This window comes from Streptococcus infantis (assembly GCF_021497965.1).
Taxonomy (GTDB): Bacteria; Bacillota; Bacilli; order Lactobacillales; family Streptococcaceae; genus Streptococcus; species Streptococcus infantis_B.
Genome location: NZ_CP046525.1, coordinates 1,306,460 through 1,322,287, shown reverse-complemented (window position 1 = coordinate 1,322,287; position 15,828 = coordinate 1,306,460). Strand labels below are relative to the sequence as shown.

The window sequence follows — 15,828 nt, the reverse complement described above, 5'->3', positions numbered from 1 at the left end:
TTTACTGAATTGTCATTGAAAAATGGCAAGGAGAGAAACTTTTACTGTAAATACACTTGACTATTACAAATAGGTGTATCATGTGGTTGTGAACTACTTAATAAATAGGAATTTCTAGCTCATGTCGACTAGGATGGAATCTTGTGTATGACAGTTCGTAGATATATATAGAGCGTTGCGTCCGAAACGTCATTCTACACGGCTCTTTAAAAAACAAAGGAGCAGATTATGAAAACAAAACCGATTCATCGTCACAGTATGGTGGAAATTTAAGTTAATGCTGCCACCATGACTTTGATTCCCGCTGCCGTAGGGATTAACTATGTTGCCAAAGCCTTGGCGGAGGGGGTTAAAGGTTGCCCGTTTGGCTGGTCTTTTGGGAACCTTCTTGGCCAGCATGTTGGCTGGGCCGGTTGCCGTGCATCAGTGGTTTCACATCAATAACGTGATCTTGGGGTTGAGCCTTATCGCCAATTTTCAACCGTGTATGCGAATTACAGCATCGGAATTGGATTGCTGTCGGAGTTGTGCACGCGAATGGTGGTTCTCGTCAGCGCGAACGAGTATTTGTTTTTCTGCGATTACTTACTGCCCTCGTTTCATCTGTCCATTTCACGCCACTAAACGTCTCTTTTGGTGGTCAGACCGTATCGCTGGGGTGACTCCATTGTTTGCGGTAATGTCGCCAATTCATGCACCCCAGTGTGGCTGGCCATCATTATCGATGAGTTTGTCTTTGATATTTTGGATAAAGTCTGGCGTGGCCTACCTGGCATTCTTCATCATTATCGCAGCTGCCGAAGCGGTGGTGCACTTCTTTAGCGTATAAATGATGACTGATCAAACATTGATTGTCTGGAGCGCCACGGGTCCAAGCTCAAGTGGTACCAGGTGATCGATCCGATTCTAAGCTCTTGTTCATCTTGAACATGACGTTGTTGAGCTTTGCCAGTATGATTTAATTGCTTCAGGCCTATTAATTCTTGTCGCCACACTGCTATGTTATTTTTTCCAAATTTAGCTCTACCATCCTTTAAGCGCTGGGGATTTCAGCCTGTTTCTGATTTGACTAATGTTGCTGATCATCCAGGTTATTTTACAGTCGGAATCAAACTGTGGCTGTTTTCTGTGCTTGGGGTTCGTCTACAAAAGAAGGCATGATTTACGCCACCACTCTGGGTTGTCGAGTATTGGTATTATTTGACCAGTGCTTTTTGGTGCCACGAGTTTTCAGAAACGCTGCCTATTTGGAACTGTCCGGATTGTCTATAAACCGCTACGTTCTGATGTCGGTGTGTTATATTTGCCGAAATGATGCGCAATATCGGAATAATAAAAAATCCAGCAGCACAAAAAGTTTCGGGAAGCGGGGGGAAGGGAAACCAATCCGCAAAAAACGTTTTTCAGAATTAAAGTCAGTCCTGCCGGTTCTAATTCCATTGTGTTAAGACCTTGTCAATCGATGACGCGGTCGATTTCTCTCCACTGAGAGGTTTTGAATAATCTCAACCGACTGTCAAACCTCCCAGCGCGTGTATCGCCTGTCGCGGACGCTGCACATTGGTCTGATGGATTTCATTTATTGATGTCGGTGGAAGATTTGACGAAGAAAACGGATTGTAATTGAAAATTTGACTACCCTTTATCCGGGTACTGAGCAAACACAACTGCGTCAGATTAACGCGGAGGTTCATACCGGCCAGGTGGTGGGATGATCGGGAATAGCCACTCCGGCAATCGACTTTGTGCCATGTGCTAGCGGGGTCATTCCCAAAATTGTGTCTGCTGAGATTGAGGGCGACTGGCACATGTTTGGCCGCGAGTGTCCGAAATTGCCCCGTTTATAATGCCTGAATGGAGTTGTTACTGCAAATCCGCTGGCCAACTAAGCGGTTGGCAGACACGGTTGCCGATGAAATCGCCTTTGACTTGGATTAATCATGGAATGGCTGAAGACGATTCAAAGAACGGGTTGAAGAAGTTGCCACGCAAATGGGCTGATTGAACAGTTGAATTTGCGTCCGCGAAGCCCCTTTCCGGTGGTCAGAGCCAGCGGTTGGCAATTGCACGGCGATTGCGGCTAACCGCGGCTGGTTTTGATTATGGATGATCCAGCAGTCAGATGTATCCCCTTGGCCGCCGACAATTTTTCCATGGCTGCCCAAGTCAAAGAGACGACTGTCTTCATTGTCACCAGTGAATTGACGATTTGTGCGAATCGCCGCGTTGTGTGGGTGCTGCACGAGGTCAAATGGTAGCAGAAGGGCAAAAAAAGGGAGTCCGGGTGGGTGTTTAATCATTTGGCAGTGAACTGGCAGATTCAGCCCCGTGACAATCCCAGCAACCTTGCTCAAAAATGGATTGGACTTGGCTGATGGCCGGTATGCCCGGTGAATGCGCGGATCTGAAGGAGGTTCGTTTATGCCACATTGACTGAACCACCTGACGTTCACTATCCGGAGGGTCCTTTTGCTGGATGTTGAAGACAACATTCGCCGATCCGATGGGTGGCGATTGTCGGCCAAAATGGTGCCGGCAAATCAACGCTCTTCATTTGTTTGACGGCTTGCTGACACCAAACCGGTGTGATTAAGTCGATGAGAAAATTTTTAATGATCTTAACCAGTCGAAAAGTTACTGAAGGTTGGGATTACTTTTCTCAGAATCCTGACGATCAGCTTTCACCCGACCGTTCACCGAGAGGTGGAGTGGGGAGTGGTCGCGCAGGTCATGGATGACCACGACACTAGAAGCAAAAATTAATGAAATAACATTTACAGGCGGTCGTTAGCGGCTTCTAACAAGAGTTGGCTTGATGATAAACAGCTGAAAGTCCTATCTGCCTTCTTGTCGGAACGCAAGCTGTTGAGCGTTGCACAGTTTTGGCAGTGAATCCGGCGATTTATTTTATTTGATGACCGATGATGTCGCTTGATTGGGAAGCCGCGCAAGTTGACCGCAATTTTCCCATCAGTTGGCTGTTCGGTCACCAAGGTTTTGACAATCCACCCTGACATGGATTGGTTCGCGCCGAGTTTGAGTCGGTGTATGTGATGGAACACGGGAAGTTGGCTTCGCCGGCAGTCCACGGGAATTGTCAGCGATCACGACTGTCCACGAGTGGGATTACTACCACGCGGATTATGGACATAGCGCGGAGTCGCTGGGTGATCACAGACATATTTATCGGTTAATGATTATTGCCAGAAAAATCGAGATGTATAGAAAAAGTCACCTATGCGGGTTTTTCCAGGTTGAAGGATTAAACTTCAGCTTCTGCAAGAAATCACATGGGTGACTTTTTGTGTTAATAGCGTTCTTTGTCAACTGTAGGGGGACGAAAAAGCTAAACATCTGAGAGGACCGGATAGGTCTTCGGTTTTTTTTACTCTTTTGATGTATGTTCAGATGATGAAAACAACGTCCTAAAGTTAAAGTTTCTAAACCGAACCCCAACCGTTTGACGTCTTTGATCAACTTGTAGTCGCTTCAAGTTTTGCGTTGAATAGTTCCGTTGCTAGGGCTTTTTTGATGTAGTGCTTGTGTATAAGGAAAAGTCCTAACAGACAGTTGAAAGTAGTGATTGACCTTGCTCCTATTTGCCTCTAGCAGCTCAAAGAAAAACTCATCTACTCTCCTTCTCCTGAAGTAAAAAGCAGAGCTTGATAAAGTGTATAGTAGTCGTAAGCTCTTCCTGAAAAGGTCTAGGTCTTACAATGATGTCATGTGGACTTAATGTGAAGGAAAGTCTTTGAATAAAAAGAGATTGAGAGTTAGTTACGGCTGTCCTTTGGAAGAGTCGCAGTGATTTTTCAAGGATCGATAGGGTAGTGACTTCTTATCGAACTGCTCATGATTGCCATTAGTCTTAACAAAGGCACGTCCAAGGTAGAATGGATAATGTGGAAACAATCAAGACGAATTTTAGCGTTTGGAAGAGTCGCGTGCTAGTGGGATATAAGCCTCCAGACATATCCATTCGTGATAACGCACCTTTGGGAGCTTTAATGGATACTTCAAAAACTGATCAAAAGTAGTTCCTTACGCGTATAAGGTAGTCCTATTCGGCCCTGGCGATTAATCAGGGATGCGTTAGGAATGTTGGCTTGGTTCATAAGTTTGAGCAACAAAGCAACTCCCACTTTCTTGAACCCAAACTCATCCCAGGACATCACTAAGAAGGCGAGTTTGTCATAAACTTGCTTCCTTGAAAAGTATAAAAATGAATCCAAGCTTAACGATCAGACATGTGACGTCGACAACGCTCGCAAGTAATTCGGCAATATCGTTAATGACACCTATCAGTTAAGGAGTATGTGCAACCTTTTGTCGCGACTAGATTGCGCAGATTATGGCCAGTTTCTATCTCAACGATTGAATGTACTCAGCTACCGTGATCGTTTACAACTTCTTTATACACTGAAACGACGTTTCTTCAGAAGTAGCTAGTGTAGCGCCGTTCCAGCTTGCTTCGAGAAAGCAGGGATCTTAGCAGCGTTTTTGCCAAAGTCATATTGGATCATACATTTCCATGCAGCAATGAGCGACATTAATGGTGCCCGAGGGAATCGAGTTTTGCTTAGAATCTCGATCATGGTTTTTTTGTGTCCAGTTTCAAAAATAGTGAAATCTTGATATTTTAGGTCTTTATATACGAATTAATTTGTGCCGCTAATGCTGATAACTACGGTACCCTCATAAGTATCTTCTTTTCTCCCTAATGCCGGCTAGTTCGTCGCCCTTATTATGCAGTATAAGGTTCTTATAGGGACTTTTTGTCTGCATTCAAAAGCTCTATAATCTCATACAGCTCGGTTTACCACTACAGAAATTAATAAGAGCAAAAATCCAGTTCCTAAGTTTTTTTTATGTCTTTTATCACTTAGCCTGATAACGAACCTGCCCAAACAAGAGGAAAAGGACAAAAGCAAGGCGCCATAAAAGACTATGTGATGATGCATACAGATGGGATAAGTGACATAGCATGTTTCCTTCTCAGAGATAAATAAAGTAAATAAGCCCCCGTGATAGTGTAAAGACCGTTAGCTATACCCTTAAGCTTATGAGATCTTACCTATGAAGAACCATAAATGAAACAGATAAGATTTACAAGGAAAAGTCGATAAGGTAATGCAAAGAGATACAATAAAGATGATGGGTACGTTATGTGTAGACAGATATATTTTTGAGAAAATAAACTCGTAAAAATAAGCAGGACAGTTAACAAATCCAGGCACATATTTTCTAGAATGACAAATTGTCTGAATTAGATGGCCGAACACATAGATAGATATAAGCGATTATAAGGCGTATTACAATGGTTGTGTAAATGTTATAGTTGCTTAAATTGTTCAACTTATAAAGATAAAGTGTTATCAGTAGAAGTAGAAGTTGCTCCATGACAATGACATTGAAAGCAAAAGGGGTGTATAAATTGAAAATTTGTTTATATGGAATTTGTAATGATATTTTTTTGACAAAAGATGGCATCCATATGATTTCTTCCAGTTCATGAAGCATGAATAAACTCGGAAATAGGAAATAAAATTGTAGGGTAGTCATTAAAGCTGGTCCTTTCTAAATAACATGAGATTTATTTAGAGCTAGCATTCAGTATCTCCAAATAAAACTGGACCACTTTCTGCTCGTTATAAGATTTCCCATTTTTCAACCACCAGCTGATTGTTTCAATGAAGTGGCTGACGACCAGGTGCTTGAGATAGGAGTGAGGAATGTTGGGGTGTGCTTGAATCAGTTCGTCTGCTAACATGGGATAGACGTCATGTTCTAGTTCTTTTCGCAGTTGCCGGATAAAATAATCGTTTTTGGAGAGCAAGAGGCTGCTTACATGGTCTTGATTTTTCTTGAAGTGCTGAAAGATATGAGCCAAGTAGTCTTGTGGAGAGAGGTGTTCATCACGCTCAAAGAGATGGTGAAAGAGCTTTTGGCAGAGCTCATCCAGTAGTAACTCCTTGCTCTCATAATGGCTGTAAAAGGTGGAACGCCCTACATCAGCAAGGTCAATAATCTCCTGAACCGTGATGGCCTCATAATCTTTTTGGTTAAGTAACTGTAAAAAAGCAGCATAGATAGCTTTTCGAGTCTTGGTAATGCGACGATCTTGAGTACTCATATGGATAATTTGAACAAATTGTTCAGTAACTTATAAACTGAACAGAGTGCTTCTATCCTTTCTTTTTGGTGTGAGAGATAATACTAGTAAAGAGAATAATCATACTACTATTATACCAAAGGAGAATAAAAAAATGAGTTCAAAACGTGCTGTTTGGCTGTCTTTTTTCTTAAATTTGAGTTATGCTATTGTCGAGTTTATCGCTGGTGGAGTATTTGGCTCTAGTGCTGTGCTGGCTGACTCTGTCCATGACTTAGGAGATGCGGTTGCAATTGGGGTATCAGCCGTTCTAGAAACAATCTCCAATCGTGAAGAGGATAGTCAGTATACCTTGGGTTACAAACGATTTAGTCTTCTAGGAGCTTTGATAACGGCTGTGATTTTGATGACAGGATCAGTTTTCGTAATTTTGGAAAATACAACAAAACTATTTAATCCCCAACCTGTCAATGATGAGGGTATCCTCTGGCTAGGAATCATTGCAGTTACTATAAATGTGCTAGCGAGCTTAGTGGTTCGTAAAGGAAAAACAAAGAACGAGTCTATTCTTAGCCTGCATTTTCTGGAAGACACCCTTGGTTGGGTCGCAGTCATCCTGATGGCCATTATTCTCCGATTTACGGATTGGTATATCTTAGATCCTCTCTTGTCGCTGGTCATTTCCTTCTTTATCTTGTCAAAAGCCATTCCACGTTTTTGGTCTACGCTGAAAATTTTCTTAGATGCTGTACCAGAAGGAGTAGATATCGAGCAAGTCAGGAGTGATTTGGAGCAATTGGAGTATGTGGCCAGTGTGAATCAGCTTAATCTTTGGACTATGGATGGTTTGGAAAAAAATGCTATTGTCCATGTTTGTCTGGAGCAGGTCAAGCATATGGAGGTCTGTAAAGAATCTGTCCGAGACTTGCTCAAAGAGAGGGGCTTTCAAAATGTCACTATTGAGGTGGATAGTAGTCCGATTAGTCATGCTCATCATAAACGACGTGTTGATGAGTTGAAATCTTTAGATAGACATAGGCATTAAAGGAAGTGGAGAAAAATTTGATGTTCCTTTTCTTCATTAAGTACGAAGAATTGCTGTCGTTTTTCCTTCTGTAAAAGCTATTTTCATTTGCTAGTATACAAATCTTTTAAATGAGTGTAAACTAAAAGTAATAAAAGAAGTAGGGGAAAATATGTATTACAAAACCTTAAACAACAATGTCAAAATGCCACAATTAGGATTTGGAGTATTTCAGACACCAGTAGATGAAACAAAGCGAGTAGTTCTTGATGCTATCGAGGTTGGATATCGTTCTTTTGATACCGCTCAAATCTATGGCAATGAAGCAGGTGTGGGGGAAGCTATCTTGGAATCGGGTCTTTCACGTGAAGAATTCTTCATTACGACAAAGATTTGGATTTCGAATGCTGGCTATGAAAAGGCCAAGGCTTCTATTGAAAAATCCTTGAAAAAACTTCAAACAGATTATATTGATCTTTTGTTGGTTCACCAACCTTTCGGTGATTACTATGGCACATACAGAGCTATGGAAGAAGCCTATAAGGCAAGGCAGGTCCGTGCCATTGGTGTTTCTAATTTTTCACCAAATCGCTTTATTGATCTTCAGTATTTTGTGGAGATCAAGCCAGCTATCAATCAGATAGAAACCCATGTATTCTATCAACAAAAAGAAGCCAAAAAGTATTTGGAGAAGTATAATTGTCAAATTGAATCTTGGGGGCCCTTTGCTGAAGGGAAAAATGATTTCTTCAATACCCCTCTCTTGAAAGAGATTGGAGAAAAATATGGCAAATCCGTAGCCCAAGTAGCCCTACGTTTCTTACTCCAAAGTGATGTTATTGTTATTCCTAAATCTGTTCGTAAAGAACGGATGCAAGAGAATTTTGATATTTTTGACTTTGAGTTAACAGAAGATGAAATGAAGAGCATAGAAGGCTTGGACCAAGGAAGTACCCTATTTCATAATCATCAAGAACCAGAAACAGCAGAAAGATTTTTATCTTTTTTAAGCTAGTCTAATTCTATAATCATTAGATAGTGGGGTATTCGATAAAAAGCCTCCTTAGAAAGATTTTCCTCTTACAAAATGGGCTATAAAAGTGTATACTAGAATTAGTAAGAAACAGAGAGGATTGTTTTTATGAAATCAGCAGTTTATAGTAAAGCAGGACAGATTGGTCTTGTTGAAGTGGAGCGTCCACAAATTAAGGAAGCAGATGATGTTATTATCCGTATCGTGAGAACTTGTGTCTGTGGTACGGACTTATGGACATATCGTAATCCTAATATAAAAGAAGGCCGTTTGAACAGTGGTCATGAAGCTATCGGAATTGTCGAAGAAATTGGAGAGGCTATTACGACAGTGAAACCAGGGGATTTTGTTATTGCTCCATTTACACATGGTTGTGGGGAATGTGATGCCTGTCATGATGGCTTTGATGGAACTTGTGATCGTCATTTGGGTAATAGCAACTGGTCTACTGGTGTTCAAGCAGAGTACATTCGTTTCCATTATGCGAATTGGTCCCTAGTCAAAATTCCTGGGCAACCTTCTGACTATACAGAGGCTATGCTCAAATCTTTCTTAAGTCTAGCAGATGTTATGCCAACAGGTTACCATGCAGCGCGTGTGGCTAATGTGCAAAAAGGTGACAAGGTGGTCGTTATCGGGGATGGTGCTGTGGGTCAATGTGCGGTTATCGCAGCCAAAATGCGTGGTGCATCGCAAATCGTCCTCATGAGTCGCCACCAAGACCGTCAACAGATGGCCTTGGAGTCAGGTGCGACAGCTGTTGTAGCTGAGCGTGGTGAAGAAGGGATTGCCAAGGTCCGTGAAATCCTTGGAGGCGGAGCGGATGCTGCTCTTGAATGTGTGGGTACAGAAGCAGCTGTTGAGCAGGCCCTTGGAGTCCTCCATAATGGCGGGCGCATGGGATTTGTCGGTGTGCCTCACTACAATAACCGTGCCCTTGGTTCAACCTTTGCCCAAAATATCTCAGTGGCAGGTGGAGCAGCCTCAGTTACTACTTATGACAAACAAGTTTTGTTAAAAGCAGTTCTTGACGGTGATATCAATCCAGGACGTGTCTTTACTAATAGTTACAGCTTGGATGAGATTAATCAGGCTTACAAAGATATGGATGAACGCAAGTCTATTAAGTCTATAATTGTGATGGAATAAAAAAGAAAATCCTAATAGAGTATGGAAATCTCTATTAGGATTTTTTATGTTCAGCTATTGTGCTTAATGCAAGGTACTTTCTCTTAAAGTTAGTTTGGTTCCTAGCATGGTCAGACTTGGGATTTTACGGCCGTGAAGGACTTCTCTGTTCAGGATATCCATTCCTGTGCGTCCCATTTCTTCGGTGTAAACTGTGATACTAGAAAGTGGTGGGAACACTTGCTTGGTTAGAATGGTATCATTAAAGGAAATAATACTGACGCGCTCCGGTATGCTGATGCTGGCTTCTTGAAGGGCGCGAAGGGCACCAATGGCCAAGCTATCACTGGCTGCAAAAAAGGCTTGTGGAAGTTTATCTCCTAATTTCTCGATAGCCTCTTTCATTAAGTCGTATCCAGATTGGGCAGTAAATAGACCTTGAAAAATGAATTTCTCGTTATAAATTCCTTTTTCTTGCGTATAAGATTTGAAGTAATCTAAACGCTTGTCTGCGATAACTTCTTCTTGGTCAGTAGTAGTTTCAAGACCGGATAGGATACCAATCTTCTTAAGCCCGTGGTCTGTAAAGTAATCAACCACCTGTCTAACTGCATTATAGAAATCCGTAATAACACAGGTATGGCCCAAGGCGATGGTGTCACTATCAAGAAAAACTAGAGGTTTTTGATATTCTTCAAATGAGGCAATCTGTGCTTGGCTAAATTTTCCAATACAAAGAATTCCAATAACTTCTTCACTGAGCGTGAAAGGCTGGTCATTAAAATAGCGCAGAATGTCATAATCTAATTCTTGGGCTCTATTTTCAATTCCTAGTCGAATCTGGTAGTAGTAGAGATCTTCTAACTCTCCCTGTTCACTGACCCACTGGATGATGGCAATTTTCTGTTTGAGTTTATGAGATTCACCAGTTTTGAGATGTTTGGTATAGCCTAGTTCTTCGGCAACGGTTAAAATACGATGTCTGGTTTCTTCTGTCACAGATAGACTCTGATCGCGATTGAGGACACGGGATACAGTTGCGATCGAGACAGAGGCTAGCTGAGCAATATCTTTGAGTGTAGCCATAATTCCCCTCCTTTTTAGGTTATTATAGCATATTTTTCTTCCTTTTTACTCATAGTTTAGTAAAATATCGGTAAAAATGTTGACCTAAGCAAAACCCTTGGGTACAATAGAAGAAAACGATTACAGGATAAACTTTTTTACCTAATATTTCGTAAAAGGAGAATTCATATGACACAACATCTTACTGCTGAAGCACTTCGCAAGGATTTCCTTGCTGTTTTTGGTCAAGAAGCAGACCAAACCTTTTTCTCACCAGGCCGCATCAACTTGATTGGGGAACATACTGACTATAACGGTGGTCATGTTTTTCCAGCAGCTATTTCACTCGGAACCTATGGAGCTGCTCGTAAGCGTGATGACCAAGTCTTGCGTTTCTACTCAGCAAACTTTGAGGATAAGGGCATCATCGAAGTGCCTCTAGCTGACCTCAAATTCGAAAAAGAGCACAACTGGACCAACTATCCAAAAGGTGTCCTTCATTTCTTGCAAGAAGCTGGGCATGTGATTGACAAAGGTTTTGATTTCTATGTCTTTGGGAATATCCCAAATGGAGCTGGTTTGTCTTCTTCAGCATCTTTGGAGCTTTTGACAGGTGTCGTAGCAGAATACCTCTTTGACCTAAAATTGGATCGTCTAGACTTAGTTAAAATCGGAAAACTAACTGAGAATAACTTTATCGGTGTTAACTCTGGTATCATGGACCAATTTGCTATCGGTATGGGTGCAGACCAACGTGCTATTTACCTGGATACTAACACTCTAGAATACGACTTGGTACCACTTGATTTGAAAGACAATGTCGTTGTGATTATGAATACCAATAAGCGCCGTGAACTAGCAGATTCTAAGTACAATGAACGCCGTGCTGAATGTGAAAAAGCAGTGGAAGAACTTCAAGTGGCCTTGGATATCCAAACCTTGGGTGAATTAGATGAATGGGCTTTTGACGAGTACAGCTACCTGATCAAAGACGAAAATCGTTTGAAACGTGCTCGCCATGCTGTTCTTGAAAATCAACGGACCCTTAAAGCGCAAGCAGCTCTTCAAGCAGGAGATTTGGACAAGTTTGGTCGTTTGATGAATGCGTCTCACGTTTCTCTTGAGCATGATTACGAAGTGACTGGTTTGGAATTGGATACCCTTGTTCATACTGCTTGGGCTCAAGAAGGTGTTCTCGGTGCTCGTATGACAGGAGCAGGCTTTGGTGGTTGCGCTATTGCCTTGGTTCAAAAAGACGCTGTTGAGTCCTTTAAAGAAGCTATAGGCAAGCACTATGAAGAAATCGTTGGCTATGCTCCAAGCTTCTATATCGCTGAAGTTGCAGGTGGTACTCGCGTTTTAGACTAGGAGAGAAGGATATGGAAGCTGTAATATTTGATTTAGATGGCTTATTAGCCGATACTGAAATCATTTCTCTAAAAGTTTATCAAGAATTGCTTAGAGATTTTGGAATTCCTTTCACAGAAGAAACTTATTCTAGAGACTACAGTGGACATAGGGAAGAGGAGAATGTTCAACGATTTTTGGACACCTATGATTTACCTTGGAACTTTGACCAAACCTTGGCAAAAGTTTATGAACTGGAAGCTCAAATCTTAGCTCAAGGTGTAAATTTAAAAAAAGGTGCTAAAAATTTGCTTACTTATTTGCAAAAAGAAGGCGTTCCAATCGCTTTAGCAACATCAAGTGTTGAATCTCGAGCTAGAATGATCTTGGATAGCAATGGTATACTGTCACTATTTGACCATTTAGTTTTTGCAAAAGATGTAAAGCGAAGCAAACCTTACCCTGATATATTTTTAAAGGCCTGCAGTGATTTGAACGTTTTACCAGAGAATTGCTTGGTACTAGAGGATAGTGAAGCAGGGATTGAAGCGGCGTATAGAGCTGGGATTCCAGTTATTTGTATTCCAGATTTAAAAATACCAGCACAGTCTTTCTTAAATAAGACAGAACAAGTTTTTCAGGATTTGGATGCTGTTAGAGACTATTTAGAAAGTAAGAAGGAGGTTTTCTAGTGACCTTAGTAGAAAAATTTGTTACCAAAGTCATTGCAGAAAGCACCTTTGAAGAGTTGGATCGTATCTATCTGACCAATCGTGTTTTAGCATTGGTGGGAGATGGAGTTCTCGAAGTTGAGACTGACCAAGATGGCTTGATTGATCTTAAAGATCAGCTTCTCGAGGAAGCAGTTCGATTAGGGACGATTGAAGATAGTCTGGCTGCGCGTGAGATTCTCGGCGCTGACCTCATGAACTTGGTAACTCCTTCTCCAAGTCAGGTCAATCGTGACTTTTGGGCTACTTATGCCCAGTCACCAGAGCAGGCGATTGCGGACTTCTACCAACTCAGTCAGAAGAATGACTACATCAAACTAAAGGCCATCGCAAAGAATATTGCCTATCGTGTTCCGTCTGATTACAGTGAACTGGAGATTACCATCAATCTCTCTAAACCTGAAAAGGATCCAAAGGAGATTGCGGCAGCCAAGTTGGTCAAGTCGAGCAACTATCCTCAATGTCAGCTTTGTATGGAAAACGAAGGCTATCATGGTCGTGTCAATCATCCAGCTAGAAGCAATCATCGCATCATTCGTTTTGATATTTCTGGGCAGGAGTGGGGCTTCCAATATTCTCCCTATGCGTACTTTAATGAGCACTGTATTTTCCTAGACAGTCAACACCGTCCTATGGCTATCAGTCGCCAAAGTTTTGAACGTTTGTTAGCGATTGTGGAGCAGTTCCCAGGCTATTTTGCAGGTTCGAATGCTGATTTACCAATCGTGGGTGGCTCTATCCTGACACACGATCATTATCAAGGCGGTCGTCATGTCTTCCCAATGGAAGTGGCTCCTTTACAAAAGAGCTTTACCTTTGAAGGTTTTGAATCTGTCAAGGCAGGAATTGTTCAGTGGCCTATGTCTGTGATTCGATTGACCTCAGATTCAAAAGACGATTTGACCAACCTTGCTGAGAAAATCTTACTGGCTTGGCGTCAGTACTCAGATCCAAGTGTACAGGTCTTGGCAGAAAGTGATGGAACACCGCATCACACCATCACACCGATTGCGCGTAAACGAGATGGGCAGTTTGAGTTGGACTTGGTCTTGCGAGACAACCAGACATCGTTAGATCATCCTGACGGCATCTATCATCCCCACAAGGATGTCCAACATATCAAAAAGGAAAATATCGGCTTGATTGAGGTCATGGGATTGGCTATCTTGCCACCACGCTTGAAGGAAGAAGTAGAGCAAGTAGTAGCTTATCTAGTCGGAGAGGATGTTTTAGTAGCAGATTATCACCAAGAATGGGCAGATGAGTTGAAAGAATCCAATCCTAGATTGACTGATAAAGACCACGCTCTTGAAATCGTCCAAGAATCTGTTGGTAAAATCTTCGCTCGGGTATTGGAAGATGCAGGGGTTTACAAGCAAACAGAAGAAGGACAGGCAGCCTTTATGCGCTTTGTAAATCATGTTGGACTTATGCCATAGTGTCAGGACCTTCCTCTTGCATACTAGTATAAAAAGTAGTATGATAGCGTTTGAAAGACTAGGAGGAATGTATGAAGGATTTTCACTTTGATGCCATATCTGCCTTTGAAAACTATGAAATCAAGGAGATGAGAGATGGTCGTGTCACCGTAACTACCAAGGTCGTGAACTCTTCTCTTAACTATTATGGCAATGCCCACGGAGGTTATCTTTATACTCTGTGTGACCAAATCAGTGGCTTAGTCGTTATTTCTCTTGATTTAGATGTTGTAACCTTACAGTCTTCCATCAATTACTTAAAAGCAGGATATCTCGGAGATGAATTGACCATCAAGGGAGAGTGTGTCCATAAAGGACGTACCACCTGTGTCGTCGACGTAGACCTCATCAACCAAGATGGGAAAAATGTCTGCAAAGCAACCTTTACCATGTTTATAACAGGTGAGCGCTCAGAAGAAAAAAGAATTAGAATTTAGAAATATAAAAAAGAGGCTTATGCCTCTTTTTTATATTTACTTTTTCCGTCTAGTGCTCAATTATTTTATTCACTAAATCTTAAAAAATAGCCATCTGGGTCCAAAACTGCAAATTCATGAGGGTAGATATATTGTTCATCAACACGAAATTCTCTTTTAGTCAAAGGACGATGAATAGGATAGTTAGACTCGATTACTTTCTGATAGAGTCGAGGGACATCCTTTATGCCAAAGGAAATGTTGATTCCACGACCAAAGGGGTAGGCCAGTTCAGCTAGCTCCTCCTTTGTCCCCTCTTCTAGCATTAGCTGACAATCTTCAAGAGATAAGAAGAGGAAATTTTCTTCTGGTCGCTCGTATTCGATTGTAAAACCCAGCAAATCGCAGTAGAAGGAACGTGACTTTTCTATATTTGATACCATAAACTCGGGAATAACTGCATTGTAGTCCATAAAGAAAATCCTTACAATTCAATCTCTAAAACAATTGGTGCGTGGTCTTGGCGTGCGCCTGAGTCGATCATATCTGACTTGGTAACCTTATCTGCCACACGGTTACTTGTGAGCCAGTAGTCGATTCTCCAGCCTGTGTTGTTGATTTTTGAAGTCTTGCTGCGTTGTGCCCACCAAGTGTAGCGTTCTGGAACATCGCCATGGACATGGCGAAAGGTGTCAGTAAATCCTTTGGCTAAAAGGTTTGTAAATCCTTCACGTTCTTCGTCTGTAAATCCTGGTGAACGACGGTTGCTGACTGGGTTGGCAAGGTCAATTTCCTTGTGGGCAACGTTGTAGTCACCTGTAGCAAGGACTGGTTTTTGCTTATCTAGTTCAGCCAAGTATTCCGCATATTTGACATCCCAAATTTGACGCTCTTCCAAACGTTTGAGGCCATCCCCAGCATTTGGAGTGTAGACCTGAGTCACGAAAAATGTATCAAATTCCAAAGTAATGATGCGGCCTTCCAAGTCCATAGTAGAAGGTGCGCCAATCTCTGGGAAGCTGATAGTTGGAGTCAGTTCTTTCTTATAGAGGAACATAGTTCCAGCATAGCCTTTACGGGCAGGCTCTTGAGAAGAGCGCCAAGTGTTTTCATATCCAGGGAAGAGTTCTTCCAGTACCTCAAGGTGTTTTTTAGTAGGACCTTTAGCTGAAAGCTTGGTTTCTTGGATAGCGATGATATCAGCGTCTTCGGCTACCAAAGTTTGGAGAACGTCTTGTGACAATTTAGCACGCGCAGAGTCACTCGTCAACGCTGCATTGAGGGAATCAATGTTCCACGAGATTAGTTTCATAGTTTATTCCTTTTCATTCAGATTATAGACAATATTATACCAGAAAAAGGACTATTTCCCCAACGTATAGTTTGAAAAATCAAGGTCATTCCTATATAATAAAGAATGATTTATGTAAAAGATTGAAAATAAATGAAATGTTACTCCTATGAATATCTTTATCACTGAGTATGACAAAGTTC

12 protein-coding genes and 5 pseudogenes are annotated in these 15,828 nt (G+C 41.7%); 11 read left to right on the top strand and 6 right to left on the bottom strand.

Translation table 11 applies throughout. The features are described from left to right. The first annotated feature begins 228 nt into the window (after positions 1-228). From GOM46_RS06575 to GOM46_RS08375, 4 pseudogenes are all read left to right on the top strand, one after another. A pseudogene (locus GOM46_RS06575) lies at positions 229-829 on the top strand (ECF transporter S component). A 3-nt stretch (positions 830-832) separates the two neighbouring features. Beyond that, a pseudogene (locus GOM46_RS08435) lies at positions 833-1,586 on the top strand (energy-coupling factor transporter transmembrane protein EcfT). Between the two features lie 30 nt (positions 1,587-1,616). Then, positions 1,617-2,437, top strand: a pseudogene (locus tag GOM46_RS06570) (ABC transporter ATP-binding protein). Further along, positions 2,434-3,225: pseudogene (locus tag GOM46_RS08375) on the top strand (ABC transporter ATP-binding protein). Before GOM46_RS06570 ends, GOM46_RS08375 begins: the two co-directional pseudogenes overlap by 4 nt. A gap of 165 nt (positions 3,226-3,390) precedes the next feature. On the opposite strand, the pseudogene GOM46_RS08430 reads toward GOM46_RS08375, so the two are convergent. From GOM46_RS08430 to GOM46_RS06560, 3 genes and pseudogenes are all read right to left on the bottom strand, one after another. Next, positions 3,391-3,935, bottom strand: a pseudogene (locus GOM46_RS08430) (transposase); the annotation flags it as partial. A gap of 1,309 nt (positions 3,936-5,244) precedes the next feature. Next, a complete protein-coding gene (locus tag GOM46_RS06565) occupies positions 5,245-5,490 on the bottom strand; it encodes a hypothetical protein (protein WP_235083367.1) in 246 nt (81 codons plus the stop codon). Positions 5,491-5,593: 103 nt separating this feature from the next. After that, entirely contained in the window at positions 5,594-6,133 is a 540-nt protein-coding gene (locus tag GOM46_RS06560) for a TetR/AcrR family transcriptional regulator (RefSeq protein ID WP_235083366.1), read from the bottom strand. Positions 6,134-6,266: 133 nt separating this feature from the next. Between GOM46_RS06560 and GOM46_RS06555 the strand changes: the two genes are divergently transcribed. The 3 genes from GOM46_RS06555 to GOM46_RS06545 all read left to right on the top strand — a co-directional run bounded on the left by GOM46_RS06555 (position 6,267) and on the right by GOM46_RS06545 (position 9,318). Further along, a complete protein-coding gene (locus tag GOM46_RS06555; RefSeq protein ID WP_235083365.1) occupies positions 6,267-7,157 on the top strand; it encodes a cation diffusion facilitator family transporter in 891 nt (296 codons plus the stop codon). Positions 7,158-7,308: 151 nt separating this feature from the next. Then, positions 7,309-8,151, top strand: coding sequence for an aldo/keto reductase (locus GOM46_RS06550; protein ID WP_235083364.1), 843 nt, complete (start codon positions 7,309-7,311; stop codon positions 8,149-8,151). A 126-nt stretch (positions 8,152-8,277) separates the two neighbouring features. Further along, complete coding sequence (locus GOM46_RS06545) at positions 8,278-9,318, top strand: zinc-binding dehydrogenase (protein WP_235083363.1); 1,041 nt, start codon at positions 8,278-8,280, stop codon at positions 9,316-9,318. Positions 9,319-9,381: 63 nt separating this feature from the next. Here GOM46_RS06545 and GOM46_RS06540 read toward each other — a convergent pair whose 3' ends face one another. Next, entirely contained in the window at positions 9,382-10,383 is a 1,002-nt protein-coding gene (locus tag GOM46_RS06540) for a LacI family DNA-binding transcriptional regulator (protein WP_235083362.1), read from the bottom strand. A 168-nt stretch (positions 10,384-10,551) separates the two neighbouring features. Here GOM46_RS06540 and GOM46_RS06535 point away from each other — a divergent pair, with 168 nt between their 5' ends. The 4 genes from GOM46_RS06535 to GOM46_RS06520 all read left to right on the top strand — a co-directional run bounded on the left by GOM46_RS06535 (position 10,552) and on the right by GOM46_RS06520 (position 14,355). After that, the gene (locus GOM46_RS06535; RefSeq protein ID WP_235083361.1) at positions 10,552-11,730 is read left to right on the top strand and encodes a galactokinase; all 1,179 of its coding nucleotides are present in this window, start codon (positions 10,552-10,554) and stop codon (positions 11,728-11,730) included. 11 nt (positions 11,731-11,741) lie between these two features. Continuing rightward, entirely contained in the window at positions 11,742-12,401 is a 660-nt protein-coding gene (locus GOM46_RS06530; RefSeq protein ID WP_235083360.1) for an HAD family hydrolase, read from the top strand. Next, complete coding sequence (locus GOM46_RS06525; RefSeq protein WP_235083359.1) at positions 12,401-13,879, top strand: UDP-glucose--hexose-1-phosphate uridylyltransferase; 1,479 nt, start codon at positions 12,401-12,403, stop codon at positions 13,877-13,879. The genes GOM46_RS06530 and GOM46_RS06525 overlap by 1 nt, the downstream gene beginning before the upstream one ends. Before the next feature lie 71 nt (positions 13,880-13,950). Continuing rightward, complete coding sequence (locus GOM46_RS06520; protein ID WP_006149914.1) at positions 13,951-14,355, top strand: PaaI family thioesterase; 405 nt, start codon at positions 13,951-13,953, stop codon at positions 14,353-14,355. A gap of 65 nt (positions 14,356-14,420) precedes the next feature. Here the strand turns inward: GOM46_RS06520 and GOM46_RS06515 are convergent, their stop codons facing one another. Then, on the bottom strand, positions 14,421-14,807 hold the full coding sequence (locus GOM46_RS06515; RefSeq protein WP_235083358.1) for a bleomycin resistance protein: 387 nt from the start codon (positions 14,805-14,807) through the stop codon (positions 14,421-14,423). 11 nt (positions 14,808-14,818) lie between these two features. Beyond that, positions 14,819-15,646, bottom strand: a complete 828-nt coding sequence (locus GOM46_RS06510) for an exodeoxyribonuclease III (protein ID WP_235083357.1) — start codon at positions 15,644-15,646, stop codon at positions 14,819-14,821. Positions 15,647-15,828: the final 182 nt, after the last annotated feature.